Raw genomic sequence first — 17,990 nt, 5'->3', positions numbered from 1 at the left:
TATGCGAAGACTGCTTATAAATTAGCTTTCAGTAATCCTGAAAAATTAATCCATTATGATCATTCTCTTCGTTGCAGAATGATTACCACAATCTAATTGATAGTAATACATACCGGAACCATTTAAATCTGAACGATCTACTTTTACAGTATTTAAGCCTTTCTGAGCTTTCAATTGTGAAATATAGATTACTTTTCCAGTAACATCATATATACTCAATTTAGCTTCACCATTTTCATTTAAGCGGAAACTAATTTCAGTTTCAGTATCAAATGGATTTGGTGCATTCTGATATAATTCAAAAACACTTGCTTCTACCTCTGTTTTTCCACTACGAACATTTAATTTGATCGATTTTGTTTCTAAACTTGAAGCGTAAGCTTCTGCAGCTGTAACATCACTTGTAATTGCAAATAAATTACTTGCCAATGCTTTTCCCAATACTGAAAACTTCAAGGTAAATAATACATCGTTTTCAGAAATTGTTCTGGATTGTTTTGAATCCCAACTCATTGTCAATAATCCTTTTTCTAATTGGTTTGCACCAAAGTTAGATCCATCAACATTTAAAGAAGCCGATTCAAATCCTTCAAATATTAAATTTGAAGCATCAAAGTTTAAGGTAAATTGGAACCCAGAGATATCCTTAAAGTCAGATGCTTTTACATTCATATTATAGGTTTCTCCAGGGTTTACGCTAAGCTGATCAACAAATAAATTCAATGAAGCTGAAGTTCTAGAAGTTACTGCCCCATTTAAGCTACTTGCTAATGCTGAGTTATTAACATCTCCCATTTTAACAGCTATAAAATCTACTTTATTTGATTGACTGACAGTTATTAAGCTTTTCTCTTGCAAATACTCCCAAGGTTGTTTCGGATTTGCAAATACATAATCAGCAGGTATCATTAACCAGGATGGAGTTTTAGTAAACTCTGCATTGATACCTAATATCAATTTTCTGATTTCTGATATATCTGCTGCTGTAATTGAATTCGATTTATTAACATCAGCTGCAATCAATTTGTATGTGCTATTTAATTCCTCTATTCCTAATATATGTCTTTGAATTTTCACGATATCTGCAGTAGAAACACCGTTTCCAGCTTCGTCATTACGTTTCGATTTAACACTATAGGAAGCATTCATTACCAGCTCACCAAATAGATAAGAACCAGAATTGTTTGTTACAGCTTGTCTTGTTATTGAATTATTGTTATACAATTCAACTTCTGCTTTTGCTGTTAAATCACCATTCTCAGTTCTAACCAATCCATTGATATTACCACCATTTGCAGTTGGAGGATTTGGACAAATATTTTGATTATCCTGTACTATAATTGTAGTTGCACAATAATCTTTATTACCTTCTTCATCTTCTACCCACATTTGAACAGAAATCGTTAATTCATCTGATTTTTGTTGTCTTACAAAATCCTCACAACAAACTCTGATACTTCTTTTAGATGTATCGCCATTGAAATAGAATTTTAATCTGTTTCTTGGTGTACAATTATCTGAACTATTTAAATCAAGGTCTTTCGCCCAAATGTCAACACAACCAGAAGTTGGCATAGGTACTGTAATAATACCAGTTAAACAATATGGCGTTGGAGCTTTACAATCTTTAACTTCAAAAAGTGTACAACACTGACCAATATTTCCGCAACCATCTTCAACATACCAACAAATCTTATGAACGCCAATTGGATAGGTACCGCTAGCATCAAAAGGATTATTTGGATTGTCAGCAAATGGATTATTATGGATTGATGGAATAACGCCTTGGCTTAACTCTTTACGCGTTAACTTACCCACATTAAAATCATAAGTACCGTTATTGAATGCATCAATTTTATATTCCGTAAGTAACCAATCATTTGGTGTACATGAATCTGTAGCTGTAACGGTTAATCTTATATGACCAACACAGGTACCTAATTGCGTATTTAATACCGCAGGTTCACAAATACCGACATTACAAGTAACGATAGGTTTCACTTGATCTCTAACTTTAATAACTTGAGTAAATTCCCATCTGCCGACTTCTGGATTTACATTCGGATCATACTGACACCAGTCGATCACAACCCATTTCCTTAGTATTTTATAACAAGCATCTGGTTCAATCGTAAATATTTCGTCAAAGTTTTCAATAGCAATCAAATTGCAATGATTTCTTGCACCATTTTCAACTTGAGGTTTTCCCAACTTTGGATTATCCGGACTAATATCTGCACCACAACCATCGATTGTAGTTCCTAATCCTTGACAATCAGGCCAGATAATATCATCTGTTAAGTCGCAATGATCTCTACGATTAATATAAAATGGATCACAATTTACAACCCAGATTGTCTGTGTTGCAGTTATAATAACACCATTTGGTCCAGTTGCAGAAACATCTCTTAATATTCTACCTTGTCCACAAACTCTTAAATCTCTTACATTGATTAAAGGTGTAACATTACAGGAAGATAAAACATAACCATCAAAGCCCCATAATAAATCATATTTATTATCAGGATGTGCTGCATTATATAATGAATTATAATAATCGCAAGCTTTGTTTGATACGGGTTGTAAATGTGGTGGCAAACCAGGTAGATAGCCAGGATAACCTGTGATTTGATTTTTTTCACAGTAATAGGAACAAACTACATCGTTTGTAATCACTTTTCCTCTCCATGCTAAATCATTTACTACTTTTCCGAAAGTTGCATTTGAAGGATTTGAAAGTACATTTACATCAAACCAGAAATTACAACTTACAACGATATCAGGTGGTGCAACCACTGTAGGAATACTTTTATCTTGCACTTCTACTTCAATCATACAATCACTGAAACGACCAAACAAAGAACCATTTTGATTCATTTTGCTTGGTGCAACAGGTCCTGCACCTGGATCAACATCATAAACTCTGAAAACAACCATGATCGTTTTTCCAACATCCTGGCAACAGAATTTAACATAATCATCAAAATAAATTTGATTGCCGAGTGTTGATAGATCATCATCACCATTGACACCATTACATGTTGCTTTGTTATCTTTAGTACTACCATTATTAGTACCTAACAACTCATCCATACGGATTGCCTTAAAAAATAAATGTGGAGAACAGTTGTCGAAAGAGCCGTCATCGAAAGTTTCAGCAAACACTTTAGCTGTGTTATCGCCAGGACTTCCGTTTCCGGTAATTGTAACTACAGTTTTTTGATCGCAAACTGCATTTGGAGGATTATTATCTTGAACATCGAGGATGATTCTGCGCTCGGTAATATTACCACAGCAGTCCTCAGCAACAATATAGGCGTTTTGGATACCAAGAGGAAGATTTACCACGACATAACCAGCTTTATCATCACCCAATACAGTTCCACTTTCTACACGAATAGAATAGTGAATTTCATTTGAGCAATTATCAGTTACCCAAGCAGGTGCAACGTCCCAACGACCTTCGCATCTCCAAGGATCTGTACTGACTACCAGGCTATCCGGATAAAGAATTTGTGGTGGAACGATGTCCATCACTTTAATAATTTGATTCGTGTCTTTCACTTCACCGGTACACCAGTTAAGTAAAGTCCACACTCTTAAAACTTTATAACATCCTACTGGACCAGCATCACAACCTGGTTTTGAAATATCAATACGGATATCTCTGAAGGTTGCAGCTATGTTTCCACAACCTGCATTTCCAGGTTCGCCAGTTCCTTCCCACATTACGATTTCATTTGCTCCCCAGCATCCTGGTTTTGCAGGATAGTAAATACTTTTTGGACTTGGATGCCCTTGATATGCACCATAATCTAAACAGTTCCATCCTAGTAATTTAGGAACTCTGATACTAGATGAAATAAATAAAGCAGAATCTAATAAATAGCCATCTACACATGTTGGTGCATCTACTAAATGCGCTGAGATATTTTTATTTGCATCTACTTTTGCGTCACAACTTAATGCATGTGTATGACCTGGTAATAAAAGGCCATCATAATTCAACGGATAAGTTAAATTGTTTAGGTCCCCTAATTCAACTGTAATTATCTGAACACAGGTATCTCTATTTCCAGTTTCGTCAACTGCAATAAAATAACGTGTGATTATACGGTCATATCCTAATGTGCAGGATCCCTTGGAGACTACATCTTTAAATGTTAAAGAGTACGTTCCGCATCCTTCATTTACAGTTGGAGCGCCCGTAACCAAAGGCCCAACATCTTCATAACACTCAACTCTAATATCTCGAGGGCAAGTTAATGCTGGAGCTAATTTATCTTCAACACAAGCTTTTCCCCAGCAAGAATTACCAGAAGAAATTTCACGAATTGTAATTTTCAAACAACGTCCGATTTGATTTCGTCCAATTTGAACAAAGGGCGTTGATGGATCTTCATCTACCAATTTATTGGTCTCCCAATCACGTGCAATGACTTCATACAAAAAGTTCGGACCCGCTTGCTCCAATAAGTGTTGTGGTCTTATTGTTGCTTCACAGTTTTCGTCCAAACTGATTTGAATTAAATCATGGCACACCAATTGCCCTAAAGGGGCAACCTCACGAGGCCCATTTGCTGCAAAACCAAAATTTACAGACAAAAGAGCGAGTAAAATCATTAGACAACTCAATGGGAGTCGTCTCTTCAAACTAAGTAAGCATAGTCTATTCATACAATAGAGATTTGGATTTATTTGTTAAATCATTAATTGCTTCATCGCTCTCCATTAAACATTTCAAAAAAATTTGAAAGCTCAATGAAGAATGAGAATTGAGTAGACTGGTATTAAATGATGGTTATCCTTAGTTTATTAAAAAACTAAGACTAGCTATACATAAATAAAAATGGTGTTCTTATTATGAATAGATAGTTGTGAGTGACAGGACAATGATCACTCTTTTAGTATGGGACTGCAAGTAAAATTTGATATTTTTTTAATGATGATATTTAAATATCGAACCAGGAAAGGTTTAAATATTTATACCCCTTAAAGAATTTTAATATGAAACACGATGAAATTAAAACTATTATTACTATGTCTCATTACCTAAATAGGTTATAAATGGACTTTAAAGCTCAGAATGAGCTATTTGATTAGAATCTACTTTCAATTTGCTAAAACCATGCCAAAAAAAAAATGGGAGTAGTTTTAATTTCTACTCCCATCGGACTATTTTCTTTATTATTAATTAATCAATAACTACCATTCTCTTAGTTGCTGTATGGTCTATGGCATCTAATTGATAGTATAATACGCCTCCTGCATTCAATTCAGCTTTCTGAACTTTTACAGTGTTCAAGCCTTTTACGCCTGTTAACTCATATACTCTCAATACTTTACCGGTTACATCATAGATACTCAATTTAGCATTTCCTGCTTCTGGTAATCTATAACTGATGGTAGTTTCTTTCGCAAATGGATTTGGTGTATTTTGATACAACTCAAAAATTCCACTTTCTACAACACCTCTTTCTGTACGTACTCCTAAGCTGATGTCTTTTGTATTCAATTGTGCATCATATGCTTCTGCTGCTGTTACATCTCCAGTGATTGCGATTAAGCTACCAATGTTTCTGTTACTGTTTGCGCGGAATACTACTGTAAATAACGTTGCTTCTGATTCTACACTCTGTGCTACTTTGCTATTCCAGCTTGTAGTTAAAATGCCATTTCCTACTTGGTTTGTTCCAAAGTTTGATTCATCTACATTTAAAGATCCTGCTTCAATTCCTTCGAATGTCAATGCCTGACGATCAAATTTCATTGTAAACTGGTATCCTGCGATGTTGTTGAAATCACTTGATTTGAATGCTACTTTGTACAATTCTCCAGATACCGTATTATTGTTATCTATTTCGAAATGTAACTTACCATTGTTACGACTGCTGCTTCCAGCTACATTGTGGGCTCTAGCGTTATCATTTACATCCCCCATTTTAACGGCTACGAAATTTTCAACAAATCGCTCATCTTTTGAAATTGTTAAACTTGCTTCTCGTGGAGCATACCACGGAGCTAAAACATTTGGAAAAACATATGATTTAGGAATAAATGTCCAGGATTCAACTTTAGTAAATTTACTATTAATTCCAAGAACTAATCTTCTAATTTCAGTTATGTCTGCAGCGGTAATTGTTGAATTCGCATTTACATCTGCTGCAATTAATTTGTATGGACTATTTAATATTTCAATTCCTAAAATATGTCTTTGAATTTTAACGATGTCAGCTGTACTTACGCCATTTGAATGATTATCATTTCGGCTGAATTTAACGCTATAACTATTTGGATCTAAGTCCCCAAATAAATACTGACCATCAACTTTTGTAACTACCTGCTTCATCATTTTATTGACTAAGTACATTTGTGCCTCTGCCAATTCTGTTCCACTACCATTTTCAGTTTTAAGTTCACCTTCAATGCGACCTTTCGATGATCCTGTATTAGGACAGATATCCTGATTGTCCTGGATGATGATTACGGTTTTACAATAATCTGTATTGCCTTCTTCATCTTGAACCCACATTTGAACATCTACTAATAACTCATCATTTGCACCTGCTGCTACGAAATCATCACAACAGATTGTAATGCTTGTTGCACTCGTATCTCCGTTGAAATAGAATAATAAATCATCAGCATTTGTACAGTTGTCAAAACTTCCTCTGTCTAAATCTTTTGCCCAAACCGTTACACATTTAGATGCTGGCATTGGAACTGTAATTACTCCTGTCAAACAGTATGGTGTTGGTGCTTTGCAATCCTTCACTTCAAACAATTGACATAAGGTTCCTATGTTTCCACATCCGTCTTCTACAAACCAACAGATTTTGTGTATTCCTATTGGATACGTACCACTTGCTTCAAATGGATTGTTTTCATTATCTGCTAATGGATTGTGGTGGAACAATGGTGTTCTTCCTGCTGCATATTCTTTTCTAGTCAATGGACCTACTTTGAAATCATATCCCTGATGAGTTCCGATTCCATCATTATATAAGTCTATTTTATAGTCATAGAATAACCAATCTAATGGGCTACAGTTGTCTGTTGCATCAGCTACTAAGCTAATATGGCCATAGCAGATATTATCCGTTGCATTCTTTACTGCAGGTTCACATGGACCTACTTCAATACTTACAACTGGTTTATCTGTGTCGTGTACTTTTATAATTTGTAAGTACTCCCATCTTCCTTTTACTGGATCGATACTTGGGTCATACTGACACCAGTCAATTACTACCCATTTACGCAATACTTTGAAACATGCATCTGGTTCAATTGTAAAGATCTCATCGAAATATTCGATACTGATCAATGCACATAAATCATCTGCTCCGTTTTCAACTACTGGTCTTCCTAATAATGGATTATCTGGGCTAATGTCTGCTCCACAACCAGCAATTGTTGTTGCTTGTCCTGTGCAATTTCCTGGCCAGGTAATGTCATCATCCGGATCGCAATTATCTGCTCTATTGATATAGAATGGATCACAATCAACTACCCAGATTATCTGAGTTGCTGTTACGCTAATTCCATTGGGTCCTCTTGCAACTACTGTACGTGTAATTTGACCTTGACCGCATTCCCGGTTGTCATTTACACTGATCGTTGGTGTATTTCCGCATGAACTTAAGACATAACCGTCAAAGCCCCATACTAATTCATATTTTCTGTCATAATGTGCTGTATCGAATAAGCTTCTGTAATAGTCACATGCTTTATTCCATGCTGGTGGATTTGATGGTGGTGCGCCTGGTACGAAACCTGGGTAACCTGTGATATCATTTCTCACACAATAATTATAACATACTAAATCTGTTGTTTTAACTTTTTCTCTGCTTGATAAGTCTGTTACCACTTTACCAAATGTTGCATCATTAGGATCTACTAATTTGTCAACATCAAACCAGAACCAGCAGCTTACTACGATATTTGGTGGTGCTACTACGGTAGGTACACTCTTATCTTGTACTTCTACTTCAACCATACAATCACTGTAACGATTGAATAAATTTCCACCGGAGTTCATTCTATTTGGAGTAACTGGGCCTGCACCTGGTTCGCGATCAAAAACTCTGAACACTACCATGACTGTTTTCCCTACATCAGAACAACAGAATTTAACATAATCATCAAAATAGATTTGATTTCCTTCTAAGATTGCATTGTCATCACCATTAACACCAGTGCAATTTGTACCATTGTCTGGTTGGCTTGCATTGCTACCATTGTTTGTTCCTCTCAATTGATCCATACGGATCACTTTAAAGAAAATATGAGGAGCGCAATTATCAAAACTTCCCTGATCAAATGACTCTGCAAATATTTTTCCAAAGTTCTCACCAGGACTTTGATTTCCATTGACACTAACGATCGTTCGTTGTTCACAAACTGCAATTGGTGGTACGTTATCAAATACGTTTAATGCAATTCTTTTCTTCGTTATATTTCCACAGCAATCACTTGCAATAATATATCCATTTTGAACACCAACAGGCATATCTACTACAACATATCCAGTGGTTTCATTTCCTAATATTGTGCCGTCTTCAACTTGTACTGTATAATGTAACTCATTGCTACAATTGTCAACAATCCAGGCTGGTGGTACTTCCCATCTTCCGGTACAGGTCCACACTTCCATGTTTACATTGACTGTATCTGGATATAATACTTTTGGACCCTCCTGGTCACCAACTTTAATTACTTGATTGTGTCCTCCAATTTCGCTTGTACACCAATCCATAACAGTCCATTGTCTGATTATTTTATAACAACCAATAGGACCTGCATCACAAGCTGGTGCTCTTAAATCTATAACAATATCTACGTAATTGACACCAAAATTTCTACAATATGCTCCTCCAGGATAACCCGTTCCTTGCCACATAACTACTTCATCCGGACCCCAACATACTGGATTATTTGCTCTCCAGTTAGGATGTGCTGGATAATATACAGGAAATGGATTTGGATGTCCTTGATATGGACCTGAATCCAGGCAATTCCAACCTAATGTTCTTGGTAAACGCTCACCCGCTAAGTCTCCATTTGGACTTGGTAAAAATCCACCTGTTGCAAACCAATGTACGGAGTCTAATAAATATCCATCTACACAATATGGGAATGCTAAATAATGTGGTGTAACATCTTTATTCAAATCTATTTTTTCATTACAATTCAACATTGGATTTTCAATGTTATCATAACTTAATGGAACGATAACATCTGCTAGCTTACCAATACTAACAGTAATAATTTGAGTACATTTTGCTTTATTACCATAAGGATCTACTGCTGTCCAATATCTGTTAATAAGTTTATCATAACCTAAAGCACAGCTACCTTGTGTATCGTCATCATAATAACTAAGGTTATAAGACGAACAATTATCAACCACGATAGGTGTTCCTGTATAAAATGGAGTCGTCCCAGAATGACAAGGCACACAAGTATCTCTACAGATGATAGTAGGTGGTAACTTATCTTCTACTTTTGCATGTCCCCAACAACTGTTTCCAGTTTGAGGATCTCTTACCGTTAATTTTAATTCTCTTCCTATATCTTGAAATCCTAATTGGACTCCAGGAACATTGGGTTGACGATCAACAATTGTATTTGTCACCCAATCGCGAGCTTCTACAGTATATTCATCAAAACAGCGATATGGACCACCAGATAAAACTTCATCCGGTGAAATGGTAGCCGTACAATTTTCATTTAAGCTAATTTGGATCTCGTCATGACAAGCTAAGAAATTAACTGGATTTGCATATGGATTTACACAAACATCAAACGTACAAGTAGATCTATTTCCTGCAACATCAGTTGCTTCAAAACAAAGCGTAGTACATCCGATTGGGAAGTAAGTTCCAGGACCATATGGTTGTCCACAAGTTTGAACAACATTGATCATATTATCGCCAAATTGATAATCTACATTACCATTAAACATTCTGCTTGCAAATGTTCCAGAAACCTGGAAGTAAGCGGTTCCGTATTGCACTAAACCGGTTCTTACATCAATTTTTAAATTTGCATCACCTTGTAACATGGTACTACAGGGTGCAATTGCATTTACATAATATTGGGAAATGGCAGGTGCGCCACCATAGATAGCCATTCCTCTGGATTCTCCTGGCATTAAAATTATTGGAATATTTAAATCGAATTGTTCTAAAAATCTAGGATTGCCTGGAGGAAATGTATTTTGACCAACTTTCATCATATCATTACCTACCAAAGTCCAAGCTGCAGGATTATTTGCGACAGGTCCAAATGTTCCTGGCGCTGTTGTAGTGTAAACTCTATAAATATTGCCTACCCCAGTATGAGCCATCATACTCAATCCTCTAACAGCCATTAATTGTCCACTAGTGTTCTGAATGTCAAACATCAATCCGATGTAAAAACCAGCGGCAGTCAAGAAGTTATTGGCACCTAAAGGACAGCCAGGTGATGTAGTAATTGGACCTGCAAAATTAACTCCCGGACAATTATCCATGGCCATTAATGGTGGTGCATCCCAACTAGCTTCACACTCTCCTGGGCCTAAGTTTAAAATTACAGCTTTCGGACAGCCTATAATTGTAGGTGGTAATATATCTAATACGGTTATTGTAAAGGATAATGTAGTACAACCATTTTTTGCGGTAACTTGAGTAACGCCACCTGGAAAAAATGGACCAGGAGGGGTAAATGTAACTGGGCAACCTCTAGGTTGTACAAAATTATTAAGATCTACATTAGCACCACAGACTCCTGCGTCCATTGGAACCACGCCATTTGTAACCATAAAACCTGGGCAATCTGGTGGAGGTGGTGTAAATAAAAAGCAATCACCATTATTTAAGGTAGCTGTGTTGAAACTTATTAGATTAAATTGACGAGGCGTTGCAACAGCACCTTCATTTCCGACTGTAGCACTCAAGCCTCTATCAAAGGCAGTTTGCGTTCCACCAAAGAATACATCTAGATACTGGTATTTTATTAAATTACTGGTTTCATATAATTTTACCTGGAAAGTAACTACTTGATTTGCTACATCCGCAAAATGACCAGCATTAAACCATTCAATTGTAAAAATACGATTTGGGGCTACCCCATCTGTTCGAGTATAAACCCCCGCATTCGCAGTTGTAGCTTGATTTATATCTAAGTCATCCCAAAAAGGATATAAAGCAGCACCAACAAGCGTAGTTGGCAATGTAACGTTTCCTAAACCTCTGGTCGTTCCAGAAGGAAAGCTAACAAAACCGTTGGTACCAAGAGTTGCTGTTGTATGATTAGCACAATAAATGCTAAACGTGAAAGGTAAATTTATAGTAAAAGTAACATCATCACCTTGACCAATAAATGTGGTGCCCGCTTGACCAAATGCTTGTACATAAGGATCATTACATGCTGTACGAGTATAAAATTGAGCACTTAAATTTTGACCAATTAATGAGATAAAAAAAGCGAAAAAACAAAATTTCAAATTTGAAAATTGTAATTTGCTAAATGAGAAATTTTTCATGAGACTGAGTTTAGGATCGTAATAAAATTTGATGATGAATTTTTTATAGCTTTACTAAATTCACCAAATCAATAAAATTCTGATTCCATTGCTTTCTTTGGAAGCGAACATGGGCTTCAGAATCTAATATATTATTGTTGATAACTTCTGTGTTTAGGAAGGCAGAAGTAAGTGCATAATCTGTTGTAGGAGGGATAATAGTCGGCTCATTTAAGAAATCAACTGCCATTTGGTATAAGCCAATTTTCAATTCAAGTTCGTGACTTTGGTTAGCTTTAAAAAGGCCATTGAGATTATCAATTTCTTTTTCAATTGCCACCTTAGCAGTTTGATTGTCTTTTAATTTCGGCAAGACAGATTGTGCGCTAATACTAAAACTTACAAGCACACATACTAAAAACAATGCGAATTTGCACATTTTCATGGGATAAGTATTTAATTATTAATATTTTAAATATGTCACATTAAAAAAATATGTATAAACTCCAAGGGAATCTTTACATACAAAAAACAATTAATAATACATACTTTATGTATTAAATAATTGGTAATCAATAAATTACGACTTTTTTCAGTTAGGAGGCTTCGTCCAAGAGAATTAAGTCTTAAGTTTGGTTAAAACATTATAAAAGCTTTCGCTCTTATAACATGCAAATATACATTTACATTTATAAATAAAAAATAAATAGATATATTTTTTTTATTTTTTTAAGCGCTGAAAACCAGCGCTTTATGTAGATGATTTTGCAAATTAATGAAACGATTCAGGGTAACTTGGTAATTTTTATTATGGATTTCTTAAGAAATTTAAAAAATAGGCTGCTATTATACTTTGAATATTGAAATTAGCTCGCTAGCTATTTTTAATTTCTGTTACAAGTTTAGTTAAGGAGTCTTTTGCATCACCAAATAACATAAATGTTTTCGGACGGTAAAACAAATCATTGTCAATACCCGCATAACCTGCTTTCATTGATCTCTTGAGAATTATTATATTTTTAGCATTTTCTACCTCTAATATGGGCATACCATAGATAGGACTTGCAGGATCTGTTTTTGCTGCTGGATTTACAACATCATTCGCACCAACAACCAAAACTACATCTGTTAAATTAAACTCAGGATTGATCTCTTCCATTTCAATTAAGCGATCATAGCTTACATTACTTTCAGCTAATAATACATTCATATGTCCGGGCATCCTTCCGGCGACCGGATGAATAGCATACTTCACATCAACGCCTTCTTCTTCCAAAATACTTTCCAATTCATGACAAATATGCTGGGCTTGGGCGACTGCTAAACCATAGCCTGGAACGATTACTACTTTTTTTGCATATTTCATTAAAACAGAGGCATCCGATAAAGATATTTCCTTCGTACTCCCCTGTCCAGTGGATGCACTTACAATACCGCTATTTCCTCCACCAAAATTTCCTACGATTACATTCGTTAAAGACCGATTCATTGCTTTGCACATAGCCACGGTTAATATCGTTCCTGCAGAGCCAACCAGGATTCCACCAATTAACATTACATAATTATCATAGAGAAATCCGCCACATGCAGCCGCAACACCAGTAAAAGAATTCAACAATGAAATTACAACTGGCATATCAGCCCCTCCGATAGGCAAAACAAATAACAAACCATATAAAATGGAGATCCCAAGGATTACATAAAACCAATAACTATCTGGTAAGACCTGAAAGCCAAACAGCAATGAAAAAACAAGGATAGCTAATAGTAAGCCTACATTTACAAACTGTTGTCCATTAATACTATAATCATTAATTTTTCCTTCCAATTTGCCATATGCAATCATACTACCTGCAAATGAAACAGAACCAATAATTAAACCTGCCAAAATGATTACAATTTTTTGAGAAAACAGACTTGAATCTCCTGCATCCATCATGTGCGATAAATGCCCAAATTCAATAATAGAAATTATAGCTGCACAAGCACCGCCCATTCCATTAAAAAACGATACCATTTGCGGCATGGCTGTCATTTGTACTTTTCTAGCCATTATAAAACCTATAATAGTCCCCACCAATAAGGCTGAAAAGATAAAAAGTAAATTCTTTAAATGATTTCCATTTTGATCCTGATAGATAAAAATCGTTGCAAATATTGCAATCGTCATTCCTACCGCTGCAATTAGATTTCCGCTCCTGGCTGAATCCGGTTTGCTCAGCATTTTAAGCCCTAGCATAAAGGTTACCGCTGCTATCAAATATAAAACTTCAAGTATATAGGCCATTATTTCTTTTTCTTAAACATTTCAAGCATTCGATCAGTAACAACAAATCCACCAACCACATTTAAAGTACCTAAAACCACAGCAATAAAACCAAGAATTAAATGCAAGGTTTCTTCTGCCTGTCCCATGACTATGATTGCACCAATTATGACAACACCATGGATCGCATTTGCACCAGACATTAAAGGGGTATGCAATACCGATGGCACATGGGATATTAATTCAATCCCAACAAATATCATCAAGATAACCAGATAAATAATCTGAATATGTTCGTGTATAAACTGAAATAGTCCCATTATGATCTAAGTATTTTGCCGTTTTGAACAATTAATGTTGCTTTCGTGATTTCTTCTTCAAGATCATTCTTAAATCCGTCTTTTGAAGCAAGATGTACAAATAAGTTGATTACATTTTTAGCGTATAATTCACTGGCATTTGTAGCTAAACTGGATGGAAGATTGGTCAATCCAACTATTTTAACTCCATTTTCAACCACCACTTTTCCTTCTTGTGTAAGTTCACAATTTCCTCCTTGTTCTGCAGCCATATCCACGATTACAGAACCGTATTTCATTTGTTGCACTTGCTCTGCCCGAATCAATACGGGTGCTTTTTTACCTGGCACAAGGGCCGTCGTTATTACTAAATCTGCAAGAAATAGCGATTTATTCACAGCTTCTTTTTGTTTTGCAAGGTATTCTTCTGTTACTTCTTTAGCATATCCTCCCTCCGTTTTCACACCATCATCTTTCACGGTAATGAATTTTGCTCCTAAGGATTCCGCTTGTTCTTTCGTTTCCATTCGAACATCTGTAGCTTCTACAACGGCCCCTAACCTTTTGGCAGTTGCTATTGCTTGTAAACCGGCAACGCCTACACCAAAGATTAAAATTTTTGCTGGCGTAATAGTACCAGCCGCAGTCATCATCAGAGGAAATGCACGGGTCATATAATCTGACCCCAACAAAACGGCTTTGTATCCAGCCAAATTACTTTGTGAACTCAAGACATCCATACTTTGAGCTCTTGAAATCCTGGGTATTGCATCCATTGAAATTGCTGTTTGCTCGGCATTTGCAATCTCTTGAATTAATGCTGGTTGTGACAAATGATACAACAAGCTAAGCCATACTAAGCCTTTCTTAGCGACATGAATCTCTTCAGACAACGGTGGATTAATTTTAAACGCCACATCACAGGATTGCAATAAACTTTCCTTGTTTGCCGCTATTGTTGCACCTGCCTTTATATAATCCTGGTCACGATAAGAAGATAATTCCCCAGCACCGGTTTCAATGATCAATTGAAAACCCTTATCTATAAATTGCTTTGTAACCTGAGGGGTTATAGCAACTCTTTTTTCACCTTCTCTACGCTCTTTTAATACACCAAGTATCATCGGCTGTTTTTTGAAGCTGCAAAATTAAACGAATTCGCCAAATACCAGCTCTGAAATAAATAAGAATGAATTTTTGTTGAAAATCAACCCAAAAAAGGATTCTGAGGAATAAATCCCTTCTGCAAAAAACGATTTATTGAAATCGTATGCAGTATTTCTTTATTGAATAGAATATTATCAACAAGATTTTTTGAACAAAATGGGGCAATTGAAAAACCTTTTGTACCTAATCCATTAAGTATGAACATATTATTAATTCCTGGATGAGCTCCCACAACAGGTCTTCGATCCCTTGAAGATGGACGAATTCCAAATCCATGATATTCAATCTCAAACGGAACTTTCAAATTGGCTTTCAAAAATTCAATTTGCTTTTGAAGTTCAATTTTGGTAACTTTTAAACTTGCATCTTGTAAATCAAAATTGGAGCCACACCAATACCGATGATTCCCTAATGGAACAATAACATATTCTGATTTATATACAAAATCTAAATTCAGCAATGGGGCTTTAAATTCCAGAAATTCTCCTTTTAGTTTAAATATAGGCAGCCAACTAAAATATGGATTTTCAACAACTCTAAATCCTTCACAAAAAATAATTCCTCTTTTTATTTCATGATCACCCCACAAATATCCATGCTCAACTTTTGATAATTCACAATAGTTAAACTTCAAATTACTATATAATGATTTACTTTTAAAATATTCCTTCCATCGGTTTAATAAAACATTTACATCCACCACATACATGGATTTTATTAAACAATATATTTGATTTTTTGAATGGATTGTTCCTTGAAATTCAGTAGCTTTAAATTCATCCAAATAACCTGAATACTCGGGATCCGCAGTCCTTGCAAGCCATTGATTTTCTTCATCCGGACTATTTAGTTTCTGAATTAATTTAAATTCTTGAATACATTTAATATTCAGTTTTAATTCAATCCGGGAATAAAATTCCAGAAAATAATTTTTTATAATTTCATAATACCAACTCTTCACAAATCTTCGTCCGGTTATTGGATTAATAACTCCTGAACTTTGTTGACTCGCATGACCTTCTAAAAATGGATCCACAATTAAAAACGATTGATTATCATTTTCTAAATGATCGGCGACGGTGAGTCCTGCTATACCAGATCCTACAATAAGAAAATCGATTGACCTCATTTTTAAAACCGATCTTTTGGAGGTAAACTCTTTTTAACTAAATCATATGAATGGTCTATCAATTCTTTAAGCAGTTTATCTGAAAGCCTGGAATCAAACTGAACCGTATTCCAATGTTTTTTATTCATATGATACCCTGCTTGAATTTCATCATATTGATCTCTTAACTCCATAGCATATTCAGGATCACATTTTAGATTTACTTTAAATTCAACATTGTCAAGCCCTGTCAGTGCAAAAATTTTACCTTTTACTCTATAAACCAGCGTTTCTGGTCCAAAAGGACAATCTTCATGCGTGTGCGGCTTGCCGAGGCAATAAGTTCTAAAGGATTCAATATTCACTGCTCAAAATTAAGCAGAAAATTCAGATCTTTGCCAAATGCAACATTTGCGATTATCTGTTATTGTTTTTATTATTAGTTTCCTTTCTATTAATCATAAAACACATGCCCAATATAAACAACAGATATTATTCCCAAATGACTCCTCGTTTGTTTTAATTAATGAATTAGTTCAAAATTTTAAGCCTTTACAGGTTTTGGATTACAGCCAGGCCAGAGTCAAAATGTATCAGCAAATTTATAATGAAAATGATTCAGTTTCTTGTGTTTACACGAAACATACTTTATATCTCAGTCCGGCATCATCGGATCCAATTGGTTATTTATCGAAAAATGGGAATTCAAATGGAATTAATTGCGAACATACCTTCCCACAAAGCAAAGGAGCTGAAACCGGGAATGCTAGATCTGATATGCATCATTTATTTCCATCCCGTGCTGCTGTTAATGAAGCTAGAAGTAATTATCCTTTTGGTGAAATTAGCGATTCTAAAACAGATGATTGGTATTATAAGTCATTTTCTCAAACCAATAAACCTTCCCAATTCATTGATGAATATAGTGAATCTATCAATGGCTTATTTGAACCAAGAGAAGACCATAAAGGGAATGTTGCGAGGGCCATTTTTTACTTTTTTACGATGTATGAGCTACAAGCCGATCGAAGCTTTTTTGAAGGTATGAAGATCACTTTATGCGACTGGCATTTAAAAGATCCAGTGGATTCTTTGGAATGGACTCGCAGTCAAATTATTGCAACGTATCAAAGTCAAAAACCAAATCCCTTTGTTTTGGATTGTAGCTTAGCTAAAAGATCCTATTGCTCAACGCATAACGCGTGTCAGATTACTACAACTTCAAATTCAATAAATACGCAAAATATTGATTGTCATCCGAACCCTTTTCAAGATCAAATTGTAATTGAATTTGCTGAACCATCTAATTTATATGAAATTATTTTATTAGATCTCTTTGGAAATAGAATTCACCAAACAAGTCTTTCGTCCCATCCAAATCAATCCATTTTGCATACTGAAAACCTACCGGCAGGATATTATCAACTCATAATAAAGGATCCTAGAAATAATCTTTTTCGAAAATCCTTAATCAAAATTTAGATCCTTGATAAGTATATTTTTTTAACTATTTATTGTGTTGATTCAGAGCCTAAACGCTTATAATTTTGACTTTCAAATTGCCTCTTTATAAAATATATTAAATTAATTTATAATCTATATATAACTGTATATCTGTTAATTATACTTTAATTTAGAATCATA

9 protein-coding genes are annotated in these 17,990 nt (G+C 35.2%); 1 reads left to right on the top strand and 8 read right to left on the bottom strand.

What is annotated here, in order from left to right; all coding sequences use genetic code 11:
• Nucleotides 1-45: 45 nt before the first annotated feature.
• From IPO86_09670 to IPO86_09635, 8 genes are all read right to left on the bottom strand, one after another.
• On the bottom strand, nt 46-4,677 hold the full coding sequence (locus IPO86_09670; protein MBK9728373.1) for a T9SS type A sorting domain-containing protein: 4,632 nt from the start codon (nt 4,675-4,677) through the stop codon (nt 46-48).
• Nucleotides 4,678-5,194: 517 nt separating this feature from the next.
• Complete coding sequence (locus IPO86_09665; GenBank protein ID MBK9728372.1) at nt 5,195-11,527, bottom strand: T9SS type A sorting domain-containing protein; 6,333 nt, start codon at nt 11,525-11,527, stop codon at nt 5,195-5,197.
• 43 nt (nt 11,528-11,570) lie between these two features.
• A complete protein-coding gene (locus IPO86_09660) occupies nt 11,571-11,951 on the bottom strand; it encodes a hypothetical protein (protein MBK9728371.1) in 381 nt (126 codons plus the stop codon).
• A 429-nt stretch (nt 11,952-12,380) separates the two neighbouring features.
• A complete protein-coding gene (locus IPO86_09655; GenBank protein MBK9728370.1) occupies nt 12,381-13,796 on the bottom strand; it encodes an NAD(P)(+) transhydrogenase (Re/Si-specific) subunit beta in 1,416 nt (471 codons plus the stop codon).
• Nucleotides 13,793-14,092: an NAD(P) transhydrogenase subunit alpha gene (locus IPO86_09650; GenBank protein ID MBK9728369.1), complete on the bottom strand. Its 300-nt coding sequence runs from the start codon at nt 14,090-14,092 to the stop codon at nt 13,793-13,795. Before IPO86_09650 ends, IPO86_09655 begins: the two co-directional genes overlap by 4 nt.
• Nucleotides 14,092-15,195 carry a Re/Si-specific NAD(P)(+) transhydrogenase subunit alpha gene (locus tag IPO86_09645; GenBank protein MBK9728368.1) on the bottom strand — a complete coding sequence of 368 codons (1,104 nt, stop codon included), beginning with the start codon at nt 15,193-15,195 and terminating at the stop codon, nt 14,092-14,094. The genes IPO86_09650 and IPO86_09645 overlap by 1 nt, the downstream gene beginning before the upstream one ends.
• An 83-nt stretch (nt 15,196-15,278) precedes the next feature.
• Complete coding sequence (locus IPO86_09640) at nt 15,279-16,367, bottom strand: FAD-dependent oxidoreductase (protein ID MBK9728367.1); 1,089 nt, start codon at nt 16,365-16,367, stop codon at nt 15,279-15,281.
• Between the two features lie 2 nt (nt 16,368-16,369).
• Nucleotides 16,370-16,711 carry an MmcQ/YjbR family DNA-binding protein gene (locus IPO86_09635; protein MBK9728366.1) on the bottom strand — a complete coding sequence of 114 codons (342 nt, stop codon included), beginning with the start codon at nt 16,709-16,711 and terminating at the stop codon, nt 16,370-16,372.
• Between the two features lie 37 nt (nt 16,712-16,748).
• Between IPO86_09635 and IPO86_09630 the strand changes: the two genes are divergently transcribed.
• A complete protein-coding gene (locus tag IPO86_09630) occupies nt 16,749-17,828 on the top strand; it encodes an endonuclease (GenBank protein ID MBK9728365.1) in 1,080 nt (359 codons plus the stop codon).
• The last annotated feature ends 162 nt before the right edge of the window (nt 17,829-17,990 follow it).

This window comes from Saprospiraceae bacterium (assembly GCA_016717265.1).
Classification (GTDB): Bacteria; Bacteroidota; Bacteroidia; order Chitinophagales; family Saprospiraceae; genus Vicinibacter.
This window is presented reverse-complemented; position numbering and strand designations above follow the sequence as displayed.